The organism is Aeromonas sp. R4-3 (assembly GCF_040908275.1).
Taxonomy (GTDB): domain Bacteria; phylum Pseudomonadota; class Gammaproteobacteria; order Enterobacterales; family Aeromonadaceae; genus Aeromonas; species Aeromonas rivipollensis.
In genome coordinates, this window is sequence record NZ_JBFODK010000055.1 from 188,815 (window position 1) to 214,542 (window position 25,728).

The following is a 25,728-nucleotide window of genomic DNA, read 5'->3' on the forward strand; positions in this document are numbered from 1 at the left end:
GCCATGCTCTTTATCGGGCAACCGCAGATGGGGGCAATCCCTTCAGGCGCACACCTTGATGCCATCACCCGCTCACCCCATTACCGAGGCGGTGAATTTCAGAATCTAGAGCCCACACCTGTACTGACCGGTGACAGCAGTACCCTCTCGATCATCCTGTCGGGGTGGCTGAATCCTGCCAAAGATCTGACTCCCACCACCCCCCTCATTGCCGTCAAGACCGACCTTCACCGTCTCGACCGCCATGCGGATCTGGTGATCTGGCTCGGACACTCCTCCTATTACGTCCAGTTGGCGGGCAAGCGCATCCTGATTGATCCCGTCTTTAGTGACAATGCTGCCCCCCTGCCCTATGCCAATGAAGCTTTTGCAGGCAGTAATCCGTATAGCGCCGGGGATTTCCCCGACATTGACTACCTGCTGATCACCCACGATCACTGGGATCATCTCGACTACCCAACCCTGAAGGCACTGCTGCCCAGGGTCAAGGCGGTGGTCAGCGGACTCGGTGTCGGCGCTCATCTGGAGCGCTTTGGCTACCCACAGGCCCGCATCCATTAGGCGGATTGGAACAGCCCCCTGCAACTGGATCCCGAACTGACCATCCATCTCTTGCCTGCACGTCATTACTCCGGGCGACTGTTTAAGAAGAACCAGACGCTCTGGGTCGCCTTCGCCCTTAAGAGTGCCCGGCAAACCCTGTTCTTCAGCGGTGACAGCGGCTACGGTCGCCACTTTGCCGATATCGGCCGGCGCCTGGGGCCAATCGACCTGGCCGTGCTGGACATGGGGCAATACGACCCGCGCTGGCCACTGATCCACATGACACCGGAGGAAGCTGCCAAGGCAGCAGAGGATCTGCAAGCCCGTGCCCTGATGCCAGCTCATCTGGGCAAATTTGCCCTGGCCAACCACCCTTGGATGGCGCCGCTGGATCGGATCAGCCTTGCCAGCGACGGCAAGCCCTATCGCTTGCTGACACCACGAATCGGCCAACCCCTCGCCATGGCTAGCCTCCCCGACACCACGGCCTGGTGGCAGCAGGAGTTCGCTCAAAACGTCACCCTCAGCCTCAACGGACAAGACAACATGCGCATCAAGATGACCATCAATGGCCGCACGGCCGTGGCGACGCTCGACGATACGCCGAGCGCCCGGGACTTTTTCTCCCAGTTCCCCCTGACCCTGGCACTGGAGGAGTACGCGCAGACGGAGAAAATTGCCTACCTGCCGCGCAAGCTGACGACTCAGGCGGCGCCAGAGGGGATAGACCCGCAAGTCGGAGACATCGCTTACTACGCACCCTGGGGCAATCTGGCGATCTACTACCGGGACTTCGGTTACTCGAGCGGCCTCATCCGACTGGGACGCCTTACATCGGGTCTGGATGCCTTGACCGCCCAGCCTTCGGGCACCCTCACCATTGAAGCCGTCAAATGACGCACCTCCATCCTTCAATATCAGGTCGTAAAATGAAGACTCATCATGCCGCTGTCGAATCCCTCCCCGCAGTACAAGAACATTGGGGGGCCGTGGGGGCCATGTCCCTCTGCGTGGCTCTGCTGATCGCCGCCGAGTTTATGCCGGTCAGCCTGTTGACCCCGATCGCCAGCGATCTCGGTGCCAGCGATGGCCAGGCGGGCCTTGCCATCTCCATCTCGGGTCTCTTCGCCGTCGTCGCCAGCCTGCTGGTCACCCGGGTCTGCGCCCACCATGAGCGGCGTCATGTGCTGATGGTATTGGCACTGGTGATGCTGCTCTCCCTGATCCTGATCGCACTGAGCCCCAACTTTGCGCTGCTGATGCTGGCCCGGGCCCTGCTGGGCGTGGTGGTCGGTGGATTCTGGGCACTGGCCACCGCCACCATCATGAGGCTGGTGTCCCCCGACTCGGTGCCTAGGGCCCTCGGCCTCATGTACACCGGCAATGCCGTCGCGACCGCCTTTGCCGCTCCGCTCGGCAGTTATCTGGGTAGCATCATCGGCTGGCGGGGCGTGTTCTGGCTGCTTACTCCGCTGGTGGTGCTGAACCTGCTGTGGATGGCCGTCAGCCTGCCCTCGATGCGAAGCAAGCACAGTGCTGATCCGGTTCTGGGGCTGCTCAAGCGACCCAATGTGGCGATGGCCATGCTCGGCGTCATGCTCACCTTTGCTGGCGCCTTCTGTGCGTTTACCTACTTCCGACCGTTTCTGGAGACGCGTACCCAAACCAGCCTGCCGGAACTCTCCTCCCTGCTGCTGGCACTGGGAATGGCCGGATTCGTGGGCACCACTGTGGCCAGCGCCACCCTGCATCGTCACCTCTATCGGCTGCTGCGGTGGCTGCCCATGATGCTTGCACTCATCACCCTTGGCCTGCTCGCCATGCAGCACTCCTTCTGGGGCGTCGCGCTGATGCTGACCCTGTGGGGTGCCATCAATGCCGCCATTCCGGTTGCCTGGTCAGCCTGGATAGCCCGGGGGATCCACGATGCCCCCGAGAGTGGCGGCGGCCTCATCGTTGCCGCCATCCAGCTCTCCATCATGCTGGGGGCTGGCATCGGTGGCTGGCTGCTCGATCACTACACCATAGGCGCCACCTTGATTGGCAGCGCCGCCCTGTTGATGGTGGCCACGCTGGTGGTCGGCAGCGGCAAGCGGCTGCACCCCTCCCAGGTGAACGGATGAGGTTCCGATCCCGTGACTCAACCCGTTCAAGACGCCGTGCAGCCCCTGCGTTGCACAGAGATACCCCGGCAACTGTTGCCACCCCATCGGAGAGAACACCATGATTAAATCCGTCAACGCATATGCGGCCGCCTCGGCCACGGCACCGCTGGCACTTCATCCCATCACTCGCCGACTGCCACGCCCCGATGATGTGGAGATCGACATTCTCTACTGCGGCGTCTGCCATTCGGATCTGCACACCGCCCGCAATGACTGGGGCTGGACCCGCTATCCCATAGTGCCGGGCCATGAAATCATCGGCCGGGTGGTTGCCATCGGCAGCCAGGTCAGCAGATTCAAGGTTGGCGATCGGGTCGGGGTCGGCTGCATGGTGGACGCCTGCGGTCATTGCGAGGCGTGCGAAGAGGGCCATGAGCAACACTGCAGCGAGACAGCAACCTACACCTACGGCGCCCCCGACCGTATCGATGGCAGCCTGACCCAAGGCGGTTATTCCGAGAAGGTCGTGGTCAAGGAGGGATTCGTCGTGCGCATTCCCGATAACCTCGCCTTGCAGGGGGCGGCGCCGCTGCTGTGCGCCGGCATCACGACCTGGTCACCCCTGAAAAACGCCGACATCGGCCCCGGCAGCCGGGTCGCCGTCGTGGGACTCGGCGGTCTCGGCCATATGGCCATCAAGCTGGCCAAGGCGATGGGTGCCGAAGTGACGCTGTTTACCCGCTCGCCCGGCAAGGAAGAGGATGCCCATCGGCTCGGCGCCGACAGGGTCGTCATCTCGACCGATGCCGCCCAGATGGCTCAGGTTGCGGGTCACTTCCACCTCATCGTCGATACCGTGCCCTATGTGCACGATCTCAATGCCTACATTCCCACCCTGCGTTTCAAGGGGTCTCTGGTGCTGGTGGGTTATCTTGGCCCGCTCGAACCGGCCCTGGACAGCATGCCCCTGGTGATCGGCGGCAAGGCGGTAGCGGCTTCCATGATTGGTGGTATGGCTGCGACTCAGGAGATGCTCGATTTCTGCGGCCAACACGACATAGTGTCGGATGTGGAAGTGATTGCCATGCAAGATATCAACGATGCCTATGAACGGATGCTCAAGAGCGATGTGAAGTACCGCTTCGTCATCGACATGGCCTCCCTCAAGGTGGAAGCCTGACAATCCCGGGCGGCCTTCCGAGGTGGCGGCCGCTCGGGTCTTCGCACATGAGAAGAAGAGCGCCCAGTCACACAGTGGCGATTGCTGTGAAGCCATGACCTGCACAGTCATGGCATCTCTGATATTCAAGGGGCCTGGAGCAGGCCCCCATTGCATGCCGATGCCCTGGCGCGCCGCAGTGCAACCGGTTTGATCGAATGCCTACAGCCGGGTCATGGTCGATGACTCGCTTTTTCAGCCGCCTTGCGGCTGTTTTTTTGCCGCTTGCCGATGGTAAAGGGGCTGCCCTCAGGTGAATGAGGAGTGCGCAGGCGATGAAGATATGTGGATTTCACAGAACCGAGTACGGCAGCTGGCGCTGGTATTACCACCACTTCCTCGCGGGTGTCATGCCTCAGGCTCAATGCCATGCGCTCTGGTCGCACGCCATAAACAGCACATAAATAAAAAACCCAACCTGTTTGACAAGTTGGGTTTGGTAAATGGCGGAGAGACAGGGATTCGAACCCTGGGTGGCATTGCTGCCACAATTGATTTCGAGTCAATCCCGTTCGGCCACTCCGGCATCTCTCCACGGGCCCTCATATTGACCCAACCCGAGTCGGGAAATCAACGTAAATCTCGTTGCAGATCAGACGACTGGCTATTAAACCGTCAGCCTGTGCCGACTCCCCCTCCCCTTGCCAGGCCCAGGCCTGCTTGCCGACGTGCGGCGCCAAGGTGTCAGACATGGTCTCAGGGCCGACCACCCCGGCACCGACTCAGGCTTATCCGCCTTTCCCCGACAAACCGGGGGCTGAGGGCCGAAAATCCCCCTCAACCTGCCTCAATAGGGCCCGGGAGAAGGGTGGTCCGGCGCTGGTAATCCCCGGTCGATTGGTTGACAATCTCCGCTCATTTTTGGGGAGGGAAGCGCTTCCCTCGAGAACTGCCGATAGGAAACACCATGCACAATACCCGTATCGTCTCACTGCTGCTGGCCGTTGCCAGCCTCTGGACCACGCCGGCCTGGTCGAAAACCTATCCGCTTCCGCCAGCGGACAGCCGTCTCATCGGTGAGCTGGAAGACTACATAGTCCAACCAGGCGATCATCTGGAGCTGGTTGGCAAACATACCCAGATTGGCTTTTTGGCGCTGCTCGAGGCAAATCCGGGGGTTGACCCCTATTTGCCCACCCCAGGCACCCGGCTGACCCTGCCGACCCAGATGCTGCTGCCCAATGTGCCGCGGGAGGGCATCGTCATCAACCTGCCGGAGCTGCGACTCTATTACTTCCCCAAGGACAAGGCGGAGGTGATGGTTCTGCCCATCGGCATAGGTGACATAGGCCGCGAGACCCCTGAGATGACCACCACAGTCATCGCGAAAAACCCCAACCCGACCTGGGTGCCCGGCCCCATGGTGCGCAAGTCCTGGCTGGAGCAAAAGGGCATAGACCTGCCGGCCGTGGTCCCCCCGGGCCCGGACAATCCCCTCGGCAAGTTCGCCATGCGGCTGGGCTATGGCAACAAGGACTACCTCATTCACGGCACCAACAAGGAGTTCGGGGTCGGTCTGCGGGTCAGCGCGGGCTGCATCCGGCTGCGCCCGGACGACATAGAGACCTTGTTCAGCCTGGTGCCTGTCGGTACCCGGGTACAGGTGATCAACCAGCCGGTCAAGACGGCGTTGGAGCCGGACGGTCGCCGCTGGCTGGAGGTGCACTCCCCCCTCTCCCGCACCGAGGAGGAGATGTCCGAGGGTGCCCCGCTGGTGCTCTCCCCCGAGGTCGAGCAGTTCATCGCGGCCCCCGAGATAGATGGCTCCCGGGTGACGGCCCTGCTCGACGACAAGAACGGGCTGCCCCGCCCCATCAGCGGCTAAGACTCTCCCGGAGATCACCATGACGAGATGCGGCCTTCCCCTGCTGGCGCTCCTGTTGACCCTGCTGCCGGGCTCAGCGGCGTTGGCGGACATACTGTGGATGCAGAACGGCGATCGCCTGACAGGCACCATAGAAGAGATCACGGACGATCAGATCCGCATCAAACCATCCTATAGCAAGGCCCTGACCGTCCAGCGCCATGCCATCAAGCGCTGGCGCCTGGACAAACAGGAGAAACCCAAGCCCCTGACCAAGACGGGGATACCCTTGCTGGACTCCCCTGACGAAGTGAATGCCTGGCTCCTGACCGGCACCAGCGATCTGAACATCAAGCTCAAGGAGAACACCAAGAAGACCAACAACGTCAACCTCAAGGTCTCCACCGAGCTGGCCAATCTGGACTGGCGTTACAGCCTGGATGGGGAATATATCTACGAGACGGCGAACAACATCACCGACAGCCACGAATACAAGCTCAAGCCCAAGCTCGACTTCTTCTTCGACGACCACTGGTTCCTGAGCTCCTCCATCGACATCGACTACAACCTGATCGAGGCCGGATACCTTGAAATCGACTATGCCTCCGGCCCCGGCTACCGCTTCTGGAATGACAAGCGACGCCGCCTGGAGCTTATTAGCCAACTGGGTCTGGAGCGGGCCTACTTCACCCCTGATGTGTGGAGCAACTCGGATCTGTTCGACGAGCGGATCATCAACTACCCCTTCCTCAGCCTGGGTTGGGATTATCGCCAGCCCCTCGAGCTGTGGCAGGAGAAGTTTGAACTCTTCAGCAAGGGGCGCTACGAGAAGTTCATCGACCAGCCCTCACCCTATCTGACCAGACGGCAGTCCATCAGCGGCAGCCTGGGGCTTCGTTACTATTTCAACGATCACCTGCGCCTCTCCTGGTCGAGCGAGCTGGATTGGGACGACGCCTGGCTCGATTATCAGGACGCAAGAACCAGCCTGAGCGAGAAGGAGTGGCGCCATATCATCACCCTGGGCGCCAGCTTCTAGGGACCCGGAAACGACACAGGCCCACCGAAGTGGGCCTGTGTGTATCGCCGTGAGGGACGGGCGTCAGAAATAGATACGGGTGACCGACTCGATGACGCAGCCAGGGCGGCGGATCCCCTCGATCTCAATCTTGATCTCCTTGAGCAGCTCGAGCCCACCCTTGATGGGGGTCACTCTGGACAGCCTGGTACGGGCACGGATGTTGCTGTCCACCTTGATGGGATACGGGAAGCGAACCTGCTCCAGACCGAAATTCACCACCATGCGGGCACTCGGGAATTCCGGCGTCGCCTCGTCCACCGAGCCGGTGAGCTGGGGCAGCAGGGCCAGAGTCAGGAAACCGTGGGCAATGGTGGTCTTGAACGGCGACTCGGCCGCCGCACGCTCGGGATCGGTGTGGATCCACTGATGGTCCCCGGTCACCGCCGCGAACTGATCGATCAACCCCTGACTGATCTGCAACCACTCACCCACATGGGTCTCCTCCCCGATCCGGGCCTGCAGCTCGGCGTAGAGGGTGGCGGCTTCGCCACTCAGCTCCACCGCATTCTCTTCGATCAGGGTCGGCTGGCTGTTGACCGCCTGAGCCTGGGATGCGCGCTGCTGCCGCACCTGCGACTGCTCCGCCTGGAGATCCAGCACCCGTCCCAGCAAAGGGTGAAGGTGTGCCTTTTGCTGAAACTCACGCCAGTAGTCACGGATCGCCGGAGAGAGCCAATCCTTGAGCTCAAAGGGGTGCTGCGCAAGGATTTCGCGCTTGTGCTTCAGAAAATCGACAACTTTCATGTACCGATCCCTATTCGATTCAAAGCCTGTAAAGAGGTCTAACCAGTCCCATTTTATGAAAGTTTCACAGGTAAGTACAAAAAAATCTCGGCGTACAACTGTACCGGGGATGAAAGTGGTCACTAACACGCAGGGAAAAACGGGCAGGCACAAAGCAGAAAAACGATTGCAGCAAGGGGAACGGGACGGAAAACCTCGGGGCTGGCAAAGGGCGTGGTTCGGGGTGTTTTTGCTCTCAACACCCCCTTTCCCTCAGCGGCCGGGGGCAGACCACCAGGCGGTGCGGCTAGCCTCGTCCAGGAAGCTCCAGGCCAGGATCCGGCTCACCTTGTTGCCCTGCGCCATGTCGATCACCCTGACATCCTGCGCCCCCACCCGAGCCAGCACCTTTCGTGCGGCAGGCAGATTCTCTTTTTTCGACACCAGCGAGCTGAACCAGAGGCACTGGCCTGAAAACTCCTTGCTCTGCTCTATCATGCCGGTCAGAAACGCCGCCTCGCCGCCCTCGCACCAGAGCTCCGCCTTCTGTCCGCCGAAGTTGAGCACTGGAGCCCCTGTCAGCGCCTTGCCGAGGTTGCGCAGCTTGCGCTCAGTCCCCTTGCTCGCCTCCGCCAGAGAGGCGTGGAACGGCGGGTTGCACAGGGTCAGGGCGAAGCGCTCCTTCGGCCCCAGGATGCCGCGAAAGATCTGCTTGGGGTTGTCCTGATGGCGGCACGCTATCTGGCTGCCCAGGCCATTGCTCGCCGCCAGCAGGGTCGCCGCCTTGACCGACACAGGGTCGATATCCGATCCCACGAAGCGCCAGCCATACTCACGGGCCCCCAGCAGGGGATAGATGCAGTTTGCCCCGACACCTATGTCCAGCACCCGCACCCCCTTGCCCCTTGGCACCTCCCCCGCACTCTCGGCCAGCAAATCCGCCACCCGATGCAGGTAATCGACCCGGCCCGGAATGGGGGGACAGAGGTAGCCCGGCGGCAGATCCCAGTGCTGTATGCCGTAGTGCAACGCCAGCAGGGCCCGGTTGAGCGCCTTGACGGCGGCCGGATCGGCGAAATCCAGGGTCCGGGTGCCATGCTCGTTGACGAACACGAAGGGCAGCAGCTCGGGGGTACGCTGACAGAGGGCGTCAAAATCGTAAGGGGTCTGGTGGCGATTGCGCGGATGCAATCCGGATTTGTGCTGGGTCTTCATGCTGGGCCTGCCGAGGATCGAGGGGGCCACACTATAGAGAGTCGGCCAGGGAAAGTCTAAACGAGGGCCATAAAAAAACCGGGCTTCGTGGAGCCCGGTTCAAGTGAGGTTGGAAAAACAGTCCGTACTGCGAGCCGTTTGTCCAGCCTGACTCAGATCTCGATCCGGCGAGCCTGCCAGAACTTGCTGCGCCAATAGGAGTTGTCTAGCTTGGAGCGGGTCACCCCGGCGCGGGTGGAGGCGTGGATGAATTCACCGTTGCCGACATAGATGCCCACATGATTGAGGCGGCGGTTGATCTTGAAGAAGACCAGATCCCCTTCCACCAGATCCTGCTTGGAAACGCGGGTGCCTTCATGAACCTGGGAGCGGGTATCGCGGGGCAATTCGATGCCGACGGCATTGCGGAACACTTCACGGGCGAAGGCGGAGCAATCTATGCCTCGCTGGCTGCTGCCCCCCATGCGGTAAGGGACGCCACGCCACTCTTTGTATACGGTCAGGATTTCGTTGACATCTGGTGTGGGTGAAACTTCGGGTTCAATCACGGGTTCCATCATGGAAACCTCGATCTTGCTCGCGACCTCGGTCTGGGGTGCAGAAGCACAACCCACCATTCCGAGCGCGACCAGCAGTAGCATCAGGTGGCGCAATCCTTTATCCCCGCAAATAGAGTGAAACTTGTTAAAATGCAGCCCGACAGGGCAATTTATAAGGCAACAGCACCCGACTATATCCAAGAATTCTATCGAGGCAAGCGAAAATCCCTATCGACCTCACATTTTTGCAAGGAAATGCACTGTTTTGCATGATTAATGTGATCATGGCCAAACAATATACAATCGCAAAAGTAGCGGTTTTGCCCTGTCAAAACGGATCGTTATCGCTGTTTCGACCTCATTTTAAAGTGAAATATTATGCTCTATGCGGATCTCTATTTGTTAAAACCGGCGCTCATCGACGCCAAGCAGTTGATCGGGCTGCAATCAGAGCTCTCGCCGGACGAATATCGCCATTGGCATGAGATCCGCCAGCCTGGCCGCCAGCGAGAGTACCTGCTCGGCCGTATACTGCTGCGCCGCCTGCTGGCCGAGCGGCTTGGCTGTCCGCCCGATACGCTGGTGTTTCGCACCAGCGAGCACGGCAAGCCCACCCTGGTCAGCCATGACTGGCAGTTCAATCTCAGCCACAGCGGGGACTGGCTGGTGCTCGCCCTCTGCCAGCAAGGCCCCCTCGGCGTGGATGTGGAGATGGGCTTGCGCCAGCGCCCCGTCCTGCCATTGGCCCAGCGTTTCTATGCCCCTGACGAATATCAGTGGCTGTGCACCCTGCCATCCCGGGAGCAGGCCTCGGCCTTCTATCGGCTCTGGTCACGCAAGGAGGCGGTGCTGAAAGCCCAGGGGACCGGCATTGCCGCCGGGCTCGACAAGGTGCGTTTTGTGCCAAAAGAGGGGTGGCGGCTGGACAACCGGCTCGATACCCGGAGCTATCAGGTGCTGGACTGGCGTTTTGGCAGCGGCTGGCTGAGCCTCGCCGCTCCGACTCGCCAGATCAATGGCTACCTGCTGGACGAGCGCTTGAAATCCACGCCCCTGGACCCCATGTTGATCCACACCATTTTCCGAGAGTCAGCCTCATGATCGTCGACATCAATCCCCAGAACTTCCACGCCGAACTGATCGATGCGTCCATGAAAAAGCCGGTCGTCATCTATTTCCACGCCCCGCAGATGCCAGAATGCCAGGGCATGACCCCGCTGGTGGAGACCCTGGTCGGCCCGGCCAATCCCGCAGTCACCCTGGCCAAGGTCGACATGAACGATCCCCAGCTGCAACCCCTGGCCAGCCAGCTGGGTCTGCGCGCTCTGCCCGCACTGGTGCTGTTCCATCAGGGGCGCCCGGACGAGCAGGCCATCCTGGAAGGCCCGCAAGATGAGGCCACATTGCGCCAGTACTTCGCCGCCTTCGCCCCCAAGGAAGAGGAGCTGCTGCTCGAGCAGGGTCAGCAAGCCCTGGCTGAGGGTCAGGCAGATGTGGCCCATGCGCATCTCACCCAGGCCCACCGACTGGCGCCCGAGCGTCACGACATCAGCCTCTGGCTGGTGCAGGCGGCGCTGGATCTGGCTCTGCTAGATGAGGCGCAGGCCCTGCTCGCGACCATTCCCATGGTGGCGCAGGATGATCACTATCAGACCCTGAGTTCCCGTCTGGCCCTGGCGCTACAAGCCAGCGACAGCCCCGAGCTGCGCGCCCTGGAGCAGCGTCATGCAAAGACACCGGACGACGACGCCCTCAGCCAGGAGCTGGCGGTGCAATACAGTCAGGTCGGCCGTCAGGAAGAAGCCCTGGCGTTGCTGTTCAACATTCTCAAGCGCGATCTGACGTTTGGCGATGCCAAGAAGATCTATCTCGATATCCTGACCACAATGGGGGCACACCCGGCTGCGCAGAGTTATCGTCGCAAGCTCTATAGCCTGCTTTATTGATCGATGAAGATATCAGGGGATGCCGAGCAATCGGCATTGCCTTGTTCAGGCGGGCAGTGCAGTAATAAGGGAAATGACGAATTTCAGGCAAAAAAAAATGGCGCATTAAAATGCGCCATTTTTTCGCATGGATTACTTCTTGTAGGAAGTAGCCATGTTGTCGATGCGCTGGTTAGCACGAGCTGCTTCTTGGTTAGCAGTTGCGATATCAGCAGCCATCTTGGATTGATCAGCACGAACTGCGCTAACATCTTGAGCCAGTTGGTCAACTTTGTTAGACAGATTCTGAACGGAAGTTTCCAGTTCGCTGGTGTTTGCACAACCGCCCAGCAGGGCAGACAGACCAACAACACCTACCAACAACATTTTCTTCATTTTTAAAGCTCCCTTTAACTCGCCAGACGTTTAGCAAGCGGCGTGATTATGGCACAAATAAATACGAGTTTGGATAGGCCCCATCACAGATAAATGCATTAAAACCCTCATTTTTTTTTAAACGCACACTTTCTGTGCAAATCTAAGTCAAAAACGAGTGCTCTGGATGAGGTTCGCACCAAGCGTAACCAAAAAATGCCCTTATTACAATTTCGTATGAAGCTTAAGCCGAACGTTCTGACAGCATTTGACGATATTGCACCAGATCTTCGATGGTCAGCACCGGCATTCGGTGCTGGCGACCAAAGGCTACCAGGTCGGGCAACCTGGCCATGGAACCATCGGCCTTGGTCAGCTCGCACAACACCCCGTAAGGCTTGAGGCCGGCCAGCTGCATCAGGTCGACAGTGGCTTCGGTATGGCCGCGCCGGGTCAGCACGCCGCCGGTGCGGGCACGCAGCGGGAAGACATGGCCTGGGCGATGCAGATCCGATGGCCGGGCGCCGTCGGCGATGGCGGCCTGGATGGTGGTGATGCGGTCGGCGGCGGAGACACCCGTAGTGACGCCCTGTGCCGCTTCTATGGTCACGGTGAAGGCGGTCTGATAATGGCTGGAGTTGGCCTCCACCATCATGGGCAGCTCGAGCTGGCGTACCCGCTCGTCGGTCAGGCAGAGGCAGACTATGCCGGAGCACTCGCGGATCATCATGGCCATCTGTTCGTTGCTCATGGATTGCGCGGCGAAGATGAGGTCGCCCTCGTTCTCCCGATCTTCATCATCGGCCACCAGCACGCCACGGCCGGCACGCAATGCGGCCAGCGCGGCTTCGACGCGGGCAAGGGGATCACCAAATTCACTGAGTAGAGACTGATTCATGGTAAGACTCCTAAATAAGACAAGGACCAGAATCAGGGCATGGAAAGGCAGACAGAGATAGGTATGCAGCAGCCGGCCCGCGGGAGCCATGACTGCAATATCTGTCTTATCCTCTTTCATCCGGACTGTGACCGTCGGCTCCGGCATCTCACCGGATCTGCTGACCCCGACCCAGGTTCCAAACCAAGGTCGGGCGCTCGCGGGCTCCCCGAGTCAGATCGGGATACCGCCGGTGGGGAATTTCACCCCGCCCTGAGAATAAGCGCAGACAGCCTAAAGAAAAAAAACGCAGGATACCAGCCCAAAACCCATCAAAGATGAATAGGATGCCGCGCACCGCCGCCCGCTGGCGACTTGCCACTCAGCTGCACGGCGCGCTGTCCTTTCTGATTTTGTTTATGGCATAGTGCCAGCAAAAATGTGCAGCCCGCGCAGACTCGGGCGCCAACACCACAAACGGAATCATGACAGAGATGGAAAAGAAAATACTGCTGACCGATTGCCCCGACGCCAAGGGGCTCATCGCCAAGATCACCAACATCTGCTACAAGCACCAGCTCAACATCAACAAGAACGACGAGTTCGTGGATCACGAAAACGGCCGCTTCTTCATGCGAACCGAGCTGGAGGGTCGCTTCAATGACGAAACCCTGCTGGCGGATCTCGACGACGCCCTGCCGGCGGGCGCCCAGCGCCGTCTGGTCAAGGCGGGCAAGAAGCGCATCGTCATCCTGGTCACCAAGGAGACCCACTGCCTCGGCGACATCCTGATGAAGAACTACGCCGGCGCGCTGGACATGGACATAGTGGCGGTGATCGGCAACTACGACACGCTCGCAGAATTGACGGGCAAGTTCGACATCCCCTTCCATGCCGTGAGCCATGAAGATCTCAGCCGCACCGAGCACGAAGAGCAGGTACGCGCCCTCATCGACGGCTACCAGCCGGATTACGTGATCCTGGCCAAGTACATGCGGGTGCTGACCCCGAGCTTCGTGGAAGCCTATCCACGCAAGCTCATCAACATCCATCACTCCTTCCTGCCCGCCTTCATCGGTGCCCGCCCCTATCGTCAGGCCTTCGATCGCGGGGTCAAACTGATCGGTGCCACCGCCCACTTCGTCACCGACGATCTGGATGAAGGCCCCATCATAGAGCAGGACGTGATCCACGTGGGCCATGCCTTCAGCGCCGACGACATGGCCAAGGCGGGACGGGATGTGGAGAAATCCGTGCTGAGCCGTGCCCTGGAGCTGGTGCTGAACGAGCGGGTCTTCGTCTACGGCAACAAGACTGTGGTGTTCAAGTAACCCTGTCCGTCGTTCGACGCCCAGCAAAAAGGCTCCCGAGGGAGCCTTTTTCGTCTGGCTGCGCTTATTTGCGCTTATTGAGGCAGGGGCAGACCGTTGATGGTGACCAGCCCCTTGTCGAGCTTGAGCTCGGCATTGAGGTGCGCCGGCTCCGCCTTCAGATAACCCAGGGCCGTGAACTGGGCCAGCATGGGCGCCAGCTGCGGCACCGCCTTGCCCAGCTGATCCCCGAGGCTGGCATTGAGCAGTCCGGACAGGGCCTGCATCCCCTCTTCGCTTCCCATCAGCTGTGCCAGGGTCGTTGGCGCCAGCTTGGCCTCCCCTTTCAGGCTGACGGGCTCGCCGTTGAGCTGGGCGCTGAGATCGGTCAGCTCCAGCGTGGCGCCCCGTTGCAGCATCTTGTCCAGCGCCTGCTGGACAGCCGCCTCGTCCACCCGCTGGCTGCTGGCCTCCTGCAGGGTCTGATAGCCCTCCAGATCCAGCCCCTTGAGCGCCAGATCCAGACTCCCCTGGGTCAGTGCCAGGCTGTCGCTCTCGTTCTCCAGGTTGAGAGTCGCCACCTTCATCTGATAGCGGCTGGAGAGGGTCTGGGCATCATCCCCCGCCAGCTGGGTGTTGGTACTGACCCCCTGCAACGAGAGCTTGACGCTCTCCGGCAGTTGCAAGGAGAGGGCGGACAGCGTCATCTCGCTGTTAGGAGATAGCCAGATGCCGCTGATTTCGGCCATGTCGGCACTGCCCTTGAGATCCGCCAGGGCCAGATCCATCTTGCTCTGGGCATCGTGAACCGTCATGCCCAGCCACTGGAAGACCAAGTGGCCATTGCCATCGAGATCCCCGCGATAATCCCCGCTCAGGGGCAGGAAGCTGAACTCGTTGAGCCCCTCCTTGACCTTGAAGTCGCTGGCCCAGAAACGGGAGCTGTTGCTCATGGTCCAGAGGCTGCTGGCCGACTCCAGGCCAAGCTGCCACTGTTGCATGCCGAGGGCGGTGAAGACCGGGGCCAGGGTCCCCGCCGAGGTGTCGAGCAGCATGTTGCTCTTGATATAGAGCGGCAGCAGGCGGCTGTTGACGCGCAGTTGCAGCTCTATGGGCTCGCTTCCCGCCATCTGGGGATCGAAACTCGCCAGCGTCTCCTGCGTCACCACCACCTTGAGCACCCCATCACGGGTGAACAGGTTCTCGCTGGTGGGTAACCAGGTGATCTCGACGCCGCTCTCCTGCTTGGCCCTGGCGATCTGCTCCCCCAGGATGCGATCGAAGGCATTGCCCGTGTACCAGCAGGCGCCCAGCCCACCCACCACCAATGCCGCTCCGGCAGCCATGGCCACTGTCTTTTTCATCTGCTCTCTTACTCCTGATTTTTCTATGGCGGGTGCATAGGCGCACTCTACGGGGAGTATGGGAACACAAGCAAGCCAGATCCCGGCTCATGGCCCATTCTCGACTGTCACAGCAAGGGGCTGAACAGGTAGAAGATGTTCTCCAGCAATTTTTTGTACCAGGGACGGGCCCGCCACTGGGTCAGCGACATGGGGGTCGCCTCCAGCATGTAGCCCTGCACCAGCTGATTCATCTCGGCGACAAACACCGGGTTGTCGATGAGCAGGGTTATCTCGAAATTGAGCCAGAGGCTGCGTCTGTCGAGGTTGACCGTGCCCACCAGGGCGAAGTCGTCGTCCACCAGCACGCTCTTGGTGTGCAGCAGACCGGCATCATAGCGGTAAATTTCGACCCCGGCCGCCAGCAGATCCTCCATGAAGGAGTTGCTCGCGTGGTTGGCCATCAGGGAGTCGTTGCGCGCCGGCAGCACCAACTGTACCAGCACGCCTCGCGCCGCCGCAGAGGAGAGCGCCGCCGCCAGGGGGTCGTCCGGTACGAAATAGGGGGTGGTCAGCACCAGATGATGGCGCGCCTGGTAGATGGCCAGCAGCAGGCTCTGCTGGATGCAGTCACCGCCGACGAAGGGGCCTGAGGGGATGAGCTGGGCCCGATAGTTGGTTTGCGGCCAGGCCTCGGGTTCGTGCTGCAGGCTGTCGAGCAGCCGCTCGCCGGTCTCCATCTCCCAGTCCCAGACGAAGGTGGACCACATCAGGGGCACCACTGGCCCCTGCACCCGGATCATGATGTCGACCCACTGGCCGACACCGGCATCCTGTTTGAAGAAGCGGGGATCCACCATGTTCATGGAGCCGGTGTAACCCACCCTGTCATCTATCACCACCAGCTTGCGGTGCATGCGCAAGTCCTGGCGCTGGAACGGGATGCGCCAGGCCCCCACCGGCAGCACCTCCACCACCTTGACCCCGGCCGCCCGCAGCGACTTAGGCCAGCCGGAGCGGAAGAAGGTCTTGCTGCCGACGGAATCGAGCAACACGCGACAATCCACGCCGCGCGCCGCCACCTCGACAAGGGCCTCGCACACCGCGTCCACGTCCCCGCCTGGATGCCAGATGTAGAACTCCAGGTAGCAGGACTGGGAGGAGCCGCGGATGTCGCGCACTATCTCCTGAATGATGGTGTCAGGCTTGTGCAGCAGTGTCATCCGGTTGCCCGAGAGCATGGGCATGGCCAGCCGCCCCTGGATCAGATCATGGAGCGGGCGCGCCTTGCTGCCCACCTCACAGCAGTGCTGGGGAAAGAGGCGGGCGAGCTGGCGGATCCAGATGGCGTAAGGGCGGTACATGGCCTGGGCACGTTCGGCCCGCTTGCGGCCGAGCCGTATCTCCCCAAACAGCACATAGAAGCCGACCCCGGCAAACGGGATGGCATAGATGAGCGCCAGCCAGGCGAGGGATACCCCTATGGGGCGCCGCTTCATCACCACTCGCAGGGAGATCCCCGCCACTATCACGGTGTGAAACAACAGCAACAGCCAGCCGAGAAAGCGGGAGAACAGCAACTGAATGTCGTATTCCAGACCGTCGAGCAAGACGACTCCTTGGTGTAATGAACAAAGGGCATGGGCAGATCCCACAGGGCCACAATGGTATGCTGTGGGACAAACCCATTCTATCAGGTCGTTAGCATGATCCTGCAATCTATGCTGCTGAGTCTGGCCATGCTAGGTCAAGGCTCATATGACATCAATGAGCAACAAATAAACCAGTACCTGCAATCCCAGGTGCAAGTCGACAAACAGCTGGAGTTGCCCGGCATCATCAAGGCCCATGTCCAGCTCGAGCAGAGCGATGTCCAGATCGGCCGCCAGAGTCCGGATACCGCCAGGGTCTTTGGCAAGGGCAAGCTGAAGATCTCCCAGCCGGACCAGACCCAGTACGATGCCCTGCTGAACATGACCTATGAGGCGAGGCCGCGCTACGACAAGGCCCAGAGCGCGCTCTTCCTCGACAACATGAAGCTGATTGACTACAAGCTGGAGCCCGCGGCGGCCGAGCAGAAGTTCGGTTTCATGCTGAGGATGCTGCTGCAGAGCATGGAGAAGCGGCTGGAGACCCAGCCCGTCTACAAGCTCGACGACAAGGATCCCAACCAGGCCTGGCTCAAGGAGAACCTGCTGGGGCTGGAGCTGTCACCGGGCAAGATCCGCCTGCTGACCAAGCCGAAGGATCAGTTGTAGACAGTGGCCGTCGCCTGACGCACCAGCAGCTCGATCTGGTAACCCTGTTCGCGCTGCTGGTGATAGAGGGTATGAAGCGGTCCATCGAGTTCATGCAAAGGAAGGTGGGCAAAGCCCGCCTTGAGGTAGAAGGGTTTCTCGAAGGGCAAGGCGTGGCAGATCACGGGTTTGTCCAGCAGATCGCTGCAGGCGTGCTGCAGCAGCCGGGAGCCCAGCCCCAGTGACTGGTAGTGCGGCAACAACCGGAAACCGCACAGGTGGTAATAGTCCTGTTCGTCGCGCAGGCGCACGGCCCCCACCAGCCAATGGGCATCCCGTACCACGAAGATCCGTTCGGCCAGATCCGGTACATAGTGGGAAAACGTCGTCTCGTAATAGTCCCTGATCAGGGAAAGATCCGCATCACAGTACTCTTCGAATCTGAGCTCCATCGCCCGCCTGCTTCTCATACCCATTTCGCTCTGGCCACCTGGCCCTCTCTTGACCCATCAACCGGCCCCACGAAGAGATCAGACCAGAGTGGAGCAACAGCAAGATAACACGCCTTTAACTTACAAAAAAGCCAATAGCCAGCTGGGGAGTTGCGGCACCGCCCACTGCCCCTTGCGAGGCTGCGGCCACCGCCTCGGGGAGCCAGTGGCCCCCTTCTGCCCGGGCTTTTCTTGTGACTCCTCGTCGGGGCCCTTGTTCTGCCTCGCCCCGGATGCTTTACTCAACGTGGCTAACAAGGCTTAAGGAGCAAGCCGTTGAAAGCATGGATGTTGCTGGGAGCCATTTTGCTGTTCCCCCTCAGTGCCTGGAGTCAGACGCCGCCACCAGCCGAGGTGGTGGTCCTGACATCCGAGTCGATCCCGTCCCCCAAGGTGACAGAGCCCGCACCGCCCCCCGCCGCGCGCCAGATCCAGGTCTACAAGTCGGTGCAAAAGAACGGTGTGGTGCGCTATTCCGACATGATGCCGGAGCAGGGTCATTACGAGCTGCTGCTGTTCAATGACTGCTACGCCTGCGATCCCGCCTCCAGGGTCAACTGGCGCACCACAGGTCTTTTCCTCTACGACTATGCCAGCACCATACAGGCGGCGGCCAAGACCTATCAGGTGGAGCCTGCCCTCATCCGGGCGCTGATCCACGCCGAGTCCGCCTTCAACCCGCTGGCCGTCTCCCGCAAGGGGGCCATGGGGCTGACCCAGCTGATGCCGGCGACTGCCCGCGAGCTCGGGGTCGGCAATGCCCTGATGGCCGAGCAGAATATCTTTGGCGGGGTGAAATACCTGGCGGGCCTGCTCAAGCAGTATGACGGCAACGTTGCCCTGGCCACGGCCGCCTACAACGCCGGGGCCGGTGCGGTGCAAAAACACGGTGGCATACCGCCCTACGCCGAAACTCGCGCCTATGTGGCGCGAGTCAAGCTGCTGCACCAACGCTATAAAGAGATGCTGAGCGCCAGGGGCCTGTAAGCCCCTCCCCCCTCTATTCAGCCAACCGATAACACCGGGGTCATCCCGGTTTTGCTGCCCTCCAGAAACAAAAAAACACGCCCGCAGGCGTGTCGATACCACACATAGTTCAGTAACTGCTCACTCTTTGGTGGCGATCACGCGATAGGCCAATGCCCCCAGAATGGCACCGACGATGGGAGCGACCCAGAACAGCCAGAGCTGGCTGACGGCCCAGTCACCCACGAACAGTGCCACACCCGTGCTGCGAGCCGGGTTCACCGAGGTGTTGGTCACCGGGATGCTGATGAGGTGGATAAGGGTCAGGCACAGACCGATGGCGATCGGGGCAAAGCCCGCCGGTGCGCGGCTGTCGGTGGCCCCCATGATGACGAACAGGAAGAAGCCGGTCATCACCACTTCACACACCAGTGCCGCCAGCAGGCTGTAACCGCCCGGTGAGTGCTCACCATAACCGTTGGAGGCAAAGCCGGCGCTCACGTCAAATCCGGCCTGGCCGCTGGCGATCACATAGAGCACGCCACCCGCAGCGATCCCGCCAAGGACTTGAGCCACTATGTAAGGCACGACGCCCGATGCCGGGAAACGGCCACCGGCCCACAGACCCAGGGTCACGGCCGGGTTCAGGTGACAACCAGAGATGTGACCTATGGCGAAGGCCATGGTCAGCACGGTCAGACCGAACGCCAGGGCCACACCCAGCAGGCCTATCCCCACATTCGGGAAAGCGGCAGCCAGCACGGCACTGCCACAACCCCCCAGCACCAGCCAGAAGGTGCCCATAAATTCAGCTGCAAATGGTTTCACTCTCATATCTCCCGATGATGACTAGAACAGGAGCCTGGAAAAAGGCTCATACGGACACTGCTATTCAACAGGCGCCATATTATGGGAGTGTGGTGGAGTAAGACGAAGCTGGCTTTATTTACGCAAAATGTGTGATGCGCGTCACAAGTTATTGATTAAACGGGAGCTTCTGCACCCGAGCCGCACCCATTTCTCATCAGAGTCCCCCCTGATCGTGCGACAGCTTGTGACCCAATCAGCGCTTTTGACAACAGCACGCCGGGCAACAGGCTTGTGCCTGGCGCGGTGGGGCGTCCTCGCAGAGCCCGTCTGGGGATCAGCGGTAACGGCCACGCACCGAGCTGGTGGCACGCCCCGCCATCTTGATGAGGCTCTGGCGGGTGTGGAAGTGACAGAGCGCCACCCCGAGGGCATCCGCCGCATCCGCCTGGGGGGTGGCAGAGAGCTTGAGCAGATGGGTCACCATATGCTGCACCTGCTCCTTGGCTGCCCCACCCGTGCCCACTACCGCCTGCTTGATCTGGGTCGCCGAGTATTCGCTCACCGGCAGCAGGGCGTTGACCGCCGCCACTATGGCGCTGCCCCGCGCCTGACCTAGCTTCAAGGCTGAATCGGCGTTGCGGGCCATGAAGACCCGCTCGATGGCGAAGTCATCGGGCTTGAACTGGGTGATGATCTCGCTCACCCCGTCATACACCTGCTTGAGGCGTGACGGCAGCTCGCCCAGGTCGGTGCGGATGCAGCCCGACCCCAGGTACTCCGCCTTGCCCGCGACTATGCGGATGACGCCGTAGCCGGTGATCCGCGAACCGGGGTCTATGCCCAGAATAATGCTCATGAAGGGATCACCTTGTCCGCCGCGACCGGGCGCTTATCAGCGGCCCGTGGCAGGCCCGGCGCCATTTGCGAAACGTTGCTCATCACACTCTGTTGCTCTGCAGATCTTTCATGGGCGCCAAGATAGCAAACAAGCGTCCCCTTGGCTCGCGCGGCGGCGCCCTCCCCTGCCAACCGCGCAGGGATGCGTCATCTTGTACAGTACTTCGGTTGTTTTCTCGCCCCTGCTGTCCATCGGCAGCCCATGGGAAGGGCAAGCCGGGCTCACTCCCCCGCCAGATCCACCAGTCGCTCCGCCAGCCGGTGGCTGTGCAGATAGCTCTCGATAAGTCCCCCATCTGCCTTGCCTGTTTCAATTTGCTGATACCAGTGGGCCAGCATGGCGACAAAACCCCGGCTCGCCAATACCGGCTGCCAGTCATCGGGGGTCAGGGTCTGCACCACCTTGCCCTGGGCCAGGGTGCCCCGGGTGCAGTTCTCCAGGTGGAGCGACAGGTTGTCGCCATAGGCATCGATGCGCTCCTCGGTGAGGCCGGCGCTGCGGTTCATGCTGCCGCTCACCGCCGCCTGCCCGCTCTGCCAGGCGACGCTCACCCCGGCCAGCAGCTCGGGCTGCTGGGCACTGCGCCTTAGCACCGCATGGAGATCCCCGCTCGGGGCGCCGCCATAGAAGCAGAGGCTGTCGAGCACATGGATAAAGTCGTCGAACAGGAACTGGCGCGGCAGCCCCGGCAAGGCGTGTCTGTGCTTTTGCCAGTGAAGCTCGGTGAGCGGCTGGCTGCGGGCTTCGCTCATCGCAGGAAGATAGCGGCGGTTGAAGCCCACAAAGAGCGGGCAATCCTGCGCCAGGGCCAGGTTGGCGAGCGCCTCCACCTCGGCGGCGTTGTCACAGAGCGGCTTGTCCACAAAGGTGGGGATGCCGGCGCGCAGGCACTGCTCCGCCAGCTTGCCATGCACGGCGGTGGCGGCGTGGATCATCACGGCGTCCGGGCGGCTCGCGAGCAGCGCATCCACCTCGGTGAAGCACTCGGCGATCCGGTACTGGCGGGCCAGCTTGTCCAGCACTTGGGGATTGCGGGTGCAGAGCAGCGGAGTGACCCGCTCGTCGCTCGCGAGCAGTGGCAGATAGGCCTTCTGGGCGATATCACCTAGGCCAATCAGGGCAATGCGCATGGGAACTCCTTGTGATGAGTGCGATGGCACAGGGTAACATCCGGCCTTTCTATTCAGACTCTTTCGCCAGTTCTTTGGCCTGCTCTCTGGCATCCAGCCATTTGCCCACTCTGGCCCCCAACTCGGAGCAGAGCATGGCGCTGACCACAGCCCAGAGCAGCTGGTTGAAATCAAAGTTCGCCTGCTTCTCAAACAGCAGGGGCACCATGAGGTTGAAGGCAATGATCCCGAGCACCAGCCCGAGCCCGCTGCCAATCTTCTCTCTTCTGGATCTGACCTTAACCGCCATCTATGTCTCCCGATGCAGATAACCCTGCTGAAGTGTTCGTGAAGGATTTACAAGAGAGGCAAGCATGCGGCCTCTCTCTATCGATATTATTTAGCAGCACAAGATAGCAATGCCGCCACAATTCGACAGCCCCTCTCGATAATTAATTCACCAACTGCGATCAATGCCATGTTTTATCCTGTTGACGCATATTTTTTCGCCAACACATAGCGATAAGAACGTCAGATACAACCTCCTGTTCTCCATCTTGCCGTGCCGCGACCCAATAGGGCACAACGGCAGATCGCCCCCTCACAAACAGCCTGACAGCCACTCGCCCCCTTTATCACCGAGAAAGAAACAACTTGGCAACATAATTAAAAAACGATGTTTTTCTGATGCTTGCATCACTTTTGCGCTCGCTTAATCAGCCTCGTTTGGCTTATCATTGCCACTTGATGCCTATTCAACGACATGGGCGATTGCCTCTGCTGACAAATAGGGCAAACAGGAAGCCGTTATTTACGAGAATGAGCGCGTTGTGGGCCGATATTCAAAAAACTCACCACTAATGCCTTTCGTATCAATAATCGTCGATTATTTTACCGCGTATTGAGAGGTCACTTTCTCTGCGCATTTTTTGCATGCCTGAATCTCGGCATTAAATAAGAATGGCAAGGAATAGCTATGGATAAATCGTTTCGTCTTGCGCCCCTCAGCTGTGTATTGATTGCTGCCGTTGGCTGCAGCTCTCAGCAGATGCAGAGTTTCAAATCGACGGTCAATGACATCGGCAAAGATTATGGTATGCCCGTGCTCTGTGGCGCAGGCATGATCGCAGGTGGGGCCGCGGGTTACGCTCTTAACGGGGAAAAAGGGGCCGTCGCAGGGCTGGCCATCGGCGGCGTGCTGGGCTGTGCGGCAGGCTATGTGTGGCAATCCCGGCTGCAAGAGCTTGACCGTATCGCGAAGGAAGAGAATCTCAAGATAACCACAGAACAGCTGACCCTTGCCGAACCCGCGGTCGCGACCAATGTGCCTCAGAATGCGGGTCTGGTTGCCCAGATACCCGATTCGGGCATGTTCGCCATTGGTTCTGACCAACTGACGGAAAGCGGTCAACGGGTGGTGACCAAACTGGCTCAGGTGTATGCCACTCCCCCCGCCGCCACTCAAGCCGAGGCATCCACTGAGCGTCAAGAGCGCCGCATCCTCCTCGTCGGTCATAGCGATGCGACCGGCCCTGCAGAATTCAACCAGAAACTGTCCGAGCAACGGGCCAGGGCTGTCGGCAAGGTTCTGGTAAAAGCGGGGATCCCGGCCACCTCCATTTATTACCAAGGAGCGGGCTCTTCGCGCCCCATCGCAGACAACAGTGACCCCTTGCTGCGCGGTCAGAATCGCCGGGTCGAGATCGTTGAACTCGCGAACGAGCAGGCCCTGGTGATGCGGGCTCAGTCCGAAGAGGGCAACACCAGATATCTGCGTTATGGCGCTTCCGATACTGCCAAGCCTCGTGTGGCTGCGGCTAAACCCGCTGCTCAGTCCGCAAGCAGTTCCAGCAAGGTGGCGGCCGGGTCGCAAGCCACCCCTCGTCAAGCCACAGCCAAACAGAGCGCACCTGACAGCAACACGGCCAAGGCTGCGCCCAACGCCAAGGCAGCGGTGGATTTTGGCGGCGCACCTGCCAATACCTACCAGTGGAACATGGCCCAGAACATCAAGCCCAAGGCGAGCGGCTTTGCGCTGATCAGCAGCGCCTACGCGAGCGATATGCCGATGTCGAGCTGTGAGGCGGATAAGCCGCGCAGTGCGGGCCAGGTGCTGAGCATGGCAGACGACAAGCCTCTCCCACGCCATGCCACCAAGGAGTACATGCCCGGCTACAACAACCGCGTCTGGGCCAATACCGTCAACGGCCACCTGGTGACTGTCTCTCCGGTTTCCATCCTGCGGGATAACGCCAAGGTCGATCGCCAGCCGATCCTGCAGGTGGTTCAGGGTTACAAGTCCTCAAGCCAGAAGAAAGCCCAATCCCTCAAGGCGGTGGCCAACACCTACGAGGGCGAGAGTGAAGTGCTTTACCGCGTCTTCACCAGCGATCCCAAGGCGCCCGTCTCCTGCATGGATCTCGTGTTCAGTAAAGGCAACGCCAAGGTAAGCCAGGGGGCCCTGTTCTATCCGGCAGGTTCCGAGGCTTATGTGGCTTCCTACATGCCCATTCCCGCCACCCATTCCAAATAAGAAAACGGAGAAACTTAGTGGAAGACTTTTCTTTGGCAGCGCTCAAAGCGCTGATCCTCGCCAACCAGATGCTGACCGTTGGCATTATTTCATTCCTCATCAGCGCCGTTGTTGTGTGGCGGCATTGGGAGAATGTCTCCTACTTCCTGATCCGGGTATGGCACAGCCTGCCCCTAATCGGCACTGTGGCTCGCCTCGCGCGCAAGCCCGCCTCGGTCGATGGTGATGGCTGGATCAACCATGAAGTGACCCTGTCGAATGTGTACTACCGCGAGTACAAGAAACACCTGAAGGGGCCGGATGCCTACAATGCCTCCCTCGACTACCTGGCCAAGGCAGGAGAGGCAGGTCGTTCCCCGCGCCCGGCATGGGTGCTTGCCCTGGTGCTGGTACTGGTGCTGGTCGAGGCAATGGGGTTTGCCTACGTGCTCGCAGGCTGGATGAACATGGATGCGTCAACCAATGACCGCCATCTGCTGACGGCAGGTACGGCACTGCTGCTCGCCGTCGCATCGGCGTTCTTCGCCGAAGTGGCCGGTCACTCCCTGCATCACAACAGCCTGATCGCCCGCGCCCGCCACTGGTGGCAAGGGGAAGAGCCTTCCAAACGCTCTCGTACCCTCAAGGCAAACAAGGCCATCAATCTGGAAGACTCCTTCTCTGACTCTGACAAACCTGACTATGAACAGCTGCTGGCACGACTGAAAGATGTGAACTCGGGCGTTACCCGCAAGTTTGTCTGGCTGATTGTCTGCGCTGTATTTGTCGCCTGCATGGCCGTTGGTGCCTTCGTGGTGCGTTCAGCCACCCTCGACAGCATAGAGACCGAGATGGTGAACAGCATGCGCGCAGAGGCGACGGCACAGAGCGACAGCAGCATGGCATCGCCCTTTGATCTGCCGGAGGAGTCCCAGGCAATCAACAGCGAGGCGGAAGAGGCCACCATAGACGACAAGATGCAGGCCATCCGTGAGGCCAGCCTGACCACCTACGTCATGCTGTCGCTCATCTACATCGCCATCCAGGGGATCAGCATCTGGCTTGCCAGCAAATACTACTTTGCCGGTACTCACTCACAGACTGCCTGGCGTCTGACTCACGAATACGCGACCGCCGAGGAGATGCTGGACGCCATGGACCAGCAACGCACCGCCATTGCCAGCCATGCCGATGACAAGCTCCGCCGCTTGCAGACCCTGCTGTCGAGCCGTGACCATACCAACTCAGGTGTGCTGGGTGCGCTGGAAGGGGAGAAATCCGCCCATCGTAACTTCCTGGCCTTTATCGAGTACAAGGCGGGCACTGTGCCACCCAAGCCCGCCCCTCAGGCGGCGCCTCAGGCAGCACAGACTGCGCAAGCCGAGCCGGCGCCTGCCGTGCAACCGGCAGTTGCTCAGGTAGTTGCTCAGGCAGAGGCGGCGCTCCCGTCCAACACAGAGGCCCCCGGCCAGACCGGCACTGTCCTCAAGGCCGCCGATTTTCATGATGTCACTGGCCTGCCCGAAGAGAGCCTGGCCGCGGCCAGCCGCGCGCTGGGGGTGGACGAAGCGCAGTTGCGTGATATCCGTGAACAGCAGATGGCCCTCAAGACCCTGGGCCTCTTCCCCACCAAGCAGAGTGCCTAA

The 25,728-nt window shown here is 60.5% G+C and carries 23 protein-coding genes, 1 tRNA gene, 1 pseudogene and 1 riboswitch; of the genes and pseudogenes, 12 read left to right on the forward strand and 13 right to left on the reverse strand.

Translation table 11 applies throughout. From position 1 onward, the window contains the following. Nucleotides 1-27 precede the first annotated feature (27 nt). The 3 genes and pseudogenes from AB5Y91_RS17385 (at nucleotide 28) to AB5Y91_RS17395 (ending at nucleotide 3,828) form a co-directional block, all read left to right on the forward strand. Nucleotides 28-1,440: pseudogene (locus AB5Y91_RS17385) on the forward strand (cyclophilin-like fold protein). Between the two features lie 32 nt (nucleotides 1,441-1,472). After that, entirely contained in the window at nucleotides 1,473-2,666 is a 1,194-nt protein-coding gene (locus tag AB5Y91_RS17390) for an MFS transporter (RefSeq protein ID WP_368170380.1), read from the forward strand. A 100-nt stretch (nucleotides 2,667-2,766) separates the two neighbouring features. Then, the gene (locus AB5Y91_RS17395; protein WP_368170381.1) at nucleotides 2,767-3,828 is read left to right on the forward strand and encodes an NAD(P)-dependent alcohol dehydrogenase; all 1,062 of its coding nucleotides are present in this window, start codon (nucleotides 2,767-2,769) and stop codon (nucleotides 3,826-3,828) included. A 483-nt stretch (nucleotides 3,829-4,311) separates the two neighbouring features. On the opposite strand, the gene AB5Y91_RS17400 is transcribed toward AB5Y91_RS17395, so the two are convergent. After that, nucleotides 4,312-4,401: transfer RNA gene (locus AB5Y91_RS17400), tRNA-Ser, on the reverse strand. 373 nt (nucleotides 4,402-4,774) lie between these two features. Here AB5Y91_RS17400 and AB5Y91_RS17405 point away from each other — a divergent pair. Together AB5Y91_RS17405 and AB5Y91_RS17410 are read left to right on the forward strand one after the other, a co-directional pair. Then, nucleotides 4,775-5,692, forward strand: coding sequence for a L,D-transpeptidase family protein (locus AB5Y91_RS17405; protein WP_368170382.1), 918 nt, complete (start codon nucleotides 4,775-4,777; stop codon nucleotides 5,690-5,692). Nucleotides 5,693-5,711: 19 nt separating this feature from the next. Further along, nucleotides 5,712-6,710, forward strand: coding sequence for a DUF481 domain-containing protein (locus AB5Y91_RS17410; RefSeq protein ID WP_106886165.1), 999 nt, complete (start codon nucleotides 5,712-5,714; stop codon nucleotides 6,708-6,710). A 63-nt stretch (nucleotides 6,711-6,773) separates the two neighbouring features. On the opposite strand, the gene AB5Y91_RS17415 is transcribed toward AB5Y91_RS17410, so the two are convergent. The 3 genes from AB5Y91_RS17415 to AB5Y91_RS17425 form a co-directional block, all read right to left on the reverse strand. Then, nucleotides 6,774-7,496 (reverse strand): MaoC family dehydratase, encoded by a 723-nt coding sequence (locus tag AB5Y91_RS17415; protein ID WP_163153423.1) that lies wholly within the window; start codon nucleotides 7,494-7,496, stop codon nucleotides 6,774-6,776. Nucleotides 7,497-7,748: 252 nt separating this feature from the next. After that, nucleotides 7,749-8,690 (reverse strand): 23S rRNA (adenine(1618)-N(6))-methyltransferase RlmF, encoded by a 942-nt coding sequence (gene rlmF, locus AB5Y91_RS17420; protein WP_368170383.1) that lies wholly within the window; start codon nucleotides 8,688-8,690, stop codon nucleotides 7,749-7,751. Between the two features lie 152 nt (nucleotides 8,691-8,842). Next, entirely contained in the window at nucleotides 8,843-9,331 is a 489-nt protein-coding gene (locus AB5Y91_RS17425; protein ID WP_025327795.1) for a C40 family peptidase, read from the reverse strand. Nucleotides 9,332-9,607: 276 nt separating this feature from the next. On the opposite strand from AB5Y91_RS17425, the gene AB5Y91_RS17430 reads away from it, so the two are divergent. Together AB5Y91_RS17430 and AB5Y91_RS17435 are read left to right on the forward strand one after the other, a co-directional pair. After that, on the forward strand, nucleotides 9,608-10,330 hold the full coding sequence (locus tag AB5Y91_RS17430; protein ID WP_368170384.1) for a 4'-phosphopantetheinyl transferase superfamily protein: 723 nt from the start codon (nucleotides 9,608-9,610) through the stop codon (nucleotides 10,328-10,330). After that, nucleotides 10,327-11,175: a tetratricopeptide repeat protein gene (locus AB5Y91_RS17435; protein ID WP_290027643.1), complete on the forward strand. Its 849-nt coding sequence runs from the start codon at nucleotides 10,327-10,329 to the stop codon at nucleotides 11,173-11,175. Before AB5Y91_RS17430 ends, AB5Y91_RS17435 begins: the two co-directional genes overlap by 4 nt. A gap of 132 nt (nucleotides 11,176-11,307) precedes the next feature. On the opposite strand, the gene AB5Y91_RS17440 is transcribed toward AB5Y91_RS17435, so the two are convergent. After that, the gene (locus AB5Y91_RS17440) at nucleotides 11,308-11,550 is read right to left on the reverse strand and encodes an Lpp/OprI family alanine-zipper lipoprotein (protein ID WP_025327798.1); all 243 of its coding nucleotides are present in this window, start codon (nucleotides 11,548-11,550) and stop codon (nucleotides 11,308-11,310) included. 223 nt (nucleotides 11,551-11,773) lie between these two features. Continuing rightward, nucleotides 11,774-12,427, reverse strand: coding sequence for a 3,4-dihydroxy-2-butanone-4-phosphate synthase (gene ribB / locus AB5Y91_RS17445; protein WP_368170385.1), 654 nt, complete (start codon nucleotides 12,425-12,427; stop codon nucleotides 11,774-11,776). Nucleotides 12,428-12,531: 104 nt separating this feature from the next. Beyond that, a riboswitch (FMN riboswitch) is annotated at nucleotides 12,532-12,691 on the reverse strand. A 209-nt stretch (nucleotides 12,692-12,900) separates the two neighbouring features. On the opposite strand from ribB, the gene purU reads away from it, so the two are divergent. Continuing rightward, nucleotides 12,901-13,737, forward strand: a complete 837-nt coding sequence (purU, locus tag AB5Y91_RS17450) for a formyltetrahydrofolate deformylase (protein WP_005326970.1) — start codon at nucleotides 12,901-12,903, stop codon at nucleotides 13,735-13,737. Between the two features lie 74 nt (nucleotides 13,738-13,811). Here the strand turns inward: purU and AB5Y91_RS17455 are convergent, their stop codons facing one another. Next, a complete protein-coding gene (locus AB5Y91_RS17455; protein WP_368170386.1) occupies nucleotides 13,812-15,080 on the reverse strand; it encodes a DUF945 family protein in 1,269 nt (422 codons plus the stop codon). 107 nt (nucleotides 15,081-15,187) lie between these two features. Next, nucleotides 15,188-16,669, reverse strand: coding sequence for a cardiolipin synthase (cls, locus tag AB5Y91_RS17460; protein ID WP_106886158.1), 1,482 nt, complete (start codon nucleotides 16,667-16,669; stop codon nucleotides 15,188-15,190). Nucleotides 16,670-16,765: 96 nt separating this feature from the next. Here cls and AB5Y91_RS17465 point away from each other — a divergent pair, with 96 nt between their 5' ends. Then, nucleotides 16,766-17,317 (forward strand): DUF1439 domain-containing protein, encoded by a 552-nt coding sequence (locus AB5Y91_RS17465; RefSeq protein WP_368170387.1) that lies wholly within the window; start codon nucleotides 16,766-16,768, stop codon nucleotides 17,315-17,317. On the opposite strand, the gene AB5Y91_RS17470 is transcribed toward AB5Y91_RS17465, so the two are convergent. Beyond that, nucleotides 17,308-17,766: a GNAT family N-acetyltransferase gene (locus AB5Y91_RS17470; protein ID WP_106886156.1), complete on the reverse strand. Its 459-nt coding sequence runs from the start codon at nucleotides 17,764-17,766 to the stop codon at nucleotides 17,308-17,310. The two genes, AB5Y91_RS17465 and AB5Y91_RS17470, sit on opposite strands and share 10 nt — an antisense overlap. A gap of 309 nt (nucleotides 17,767-18,075) precedes the next feature. Here AB5Y91_RS17470 and AB5Y91_RS17475 point away from each other — a divergent pair, with 309 nt between their 5' ends. Next, entirely contained in the window at nucleotides 18,076-18,774 is a 699-nt protein-coding gene (locus AB5Y91_RS17475; RefSeq protein ID WP_368170433.1) for a lytic transglycosylase domain-containing protein, read from the forward strand. A 120-nt stretch (nucleotides 18,775-18,894) separates the two neighbouring features. Here AB5Y91_RS17475 and aqpZ read toward each other — a convergent pair whose 3' ends face one another. The 4 genes from aqpZ to AB5Y91_RS17495 form a co-directional block, all read right to left on the reverse strand. Next, nucleotides 18,895-19,581, reverse strand: a complete 687-nt coding sequence (aqpZ, locus tag AB5Y91_RS17480; RefSeq protein WP_025327805.1) for an aquaporin Z — start codon at nucleotides 19,579-19,581, stop codon at nucleotides 18,895-18,897. A gap of 316 nt (nucleotides 19,582-19,897) precedes the next feature. Continuing rightward, complete coding sequence (gene ruvC / locus AB5Y91_RS17485) at nucleotides 19,898-20,419, reverse strand: crossover junction endodeoxyribonuclease RuvC (protein ID WP_106886154.1); 522 nt, start codon at nucleotides 20,417-20,419, stop codon at nucleotides 19,898-19,900. Between the two features lie 263 nt (nucleotides 20,420-20,682). Then, entirely contained in the window at nucleotides 20,683-21,591 is a 909-nt protein-coding gene (locus AB5Y91_RS17490; protein ID WP_111909999.1) for a Gfo/Idh/MocA family protein, read from the reverse strand. A 49-nt stretch (nucleotides 21,592-21,640) separates the two neighbouring features. Beyond that, nucleotides 21,641-21,880, reverse strand: coding sequence for a hypothetical protein (locus AB5Y91_RS17495; RefSeq protein WP_111909998.1), 240 nt, complete (start codon nucleotides 21,878-21,880; stop codon nucleotides 21,641-21,643). 666 nt (nucleotides 21,881-22,546) lie between these two features. Here AB5Y91_RS17495 and AB5Y91_RS17500 point away from each other — a divergent pair. Together AB5Y91_RS17500 and AB5Y91_RS17505 are read left to right on the forward strand one after the other, a co-directional pair. Further along, nucleotides 22,547-24,103 (forward strand): OmpA family protein, encoded by a 1,557-nt coding sequence (locus tag AB5Y91_RS17500; protein WP_111909997.1) that lies wholly within the window; start codon nucleotides 22,547-22,549, stop codon nucleotides 24,101-24,103. A 17-nt stretch (nucleotides 24,104-24,120) separates the two neighbouring features. Then, nucleotides 24,121-25,728, forward strand: coding sequence for a hypothetical protein (locus AB5Y91_RS17505; protein ID WP_111909996.1), 1,608 nt, complete (start codon nucleotides 24,121-24,123; stop codon nucleotides 25,726-25,728).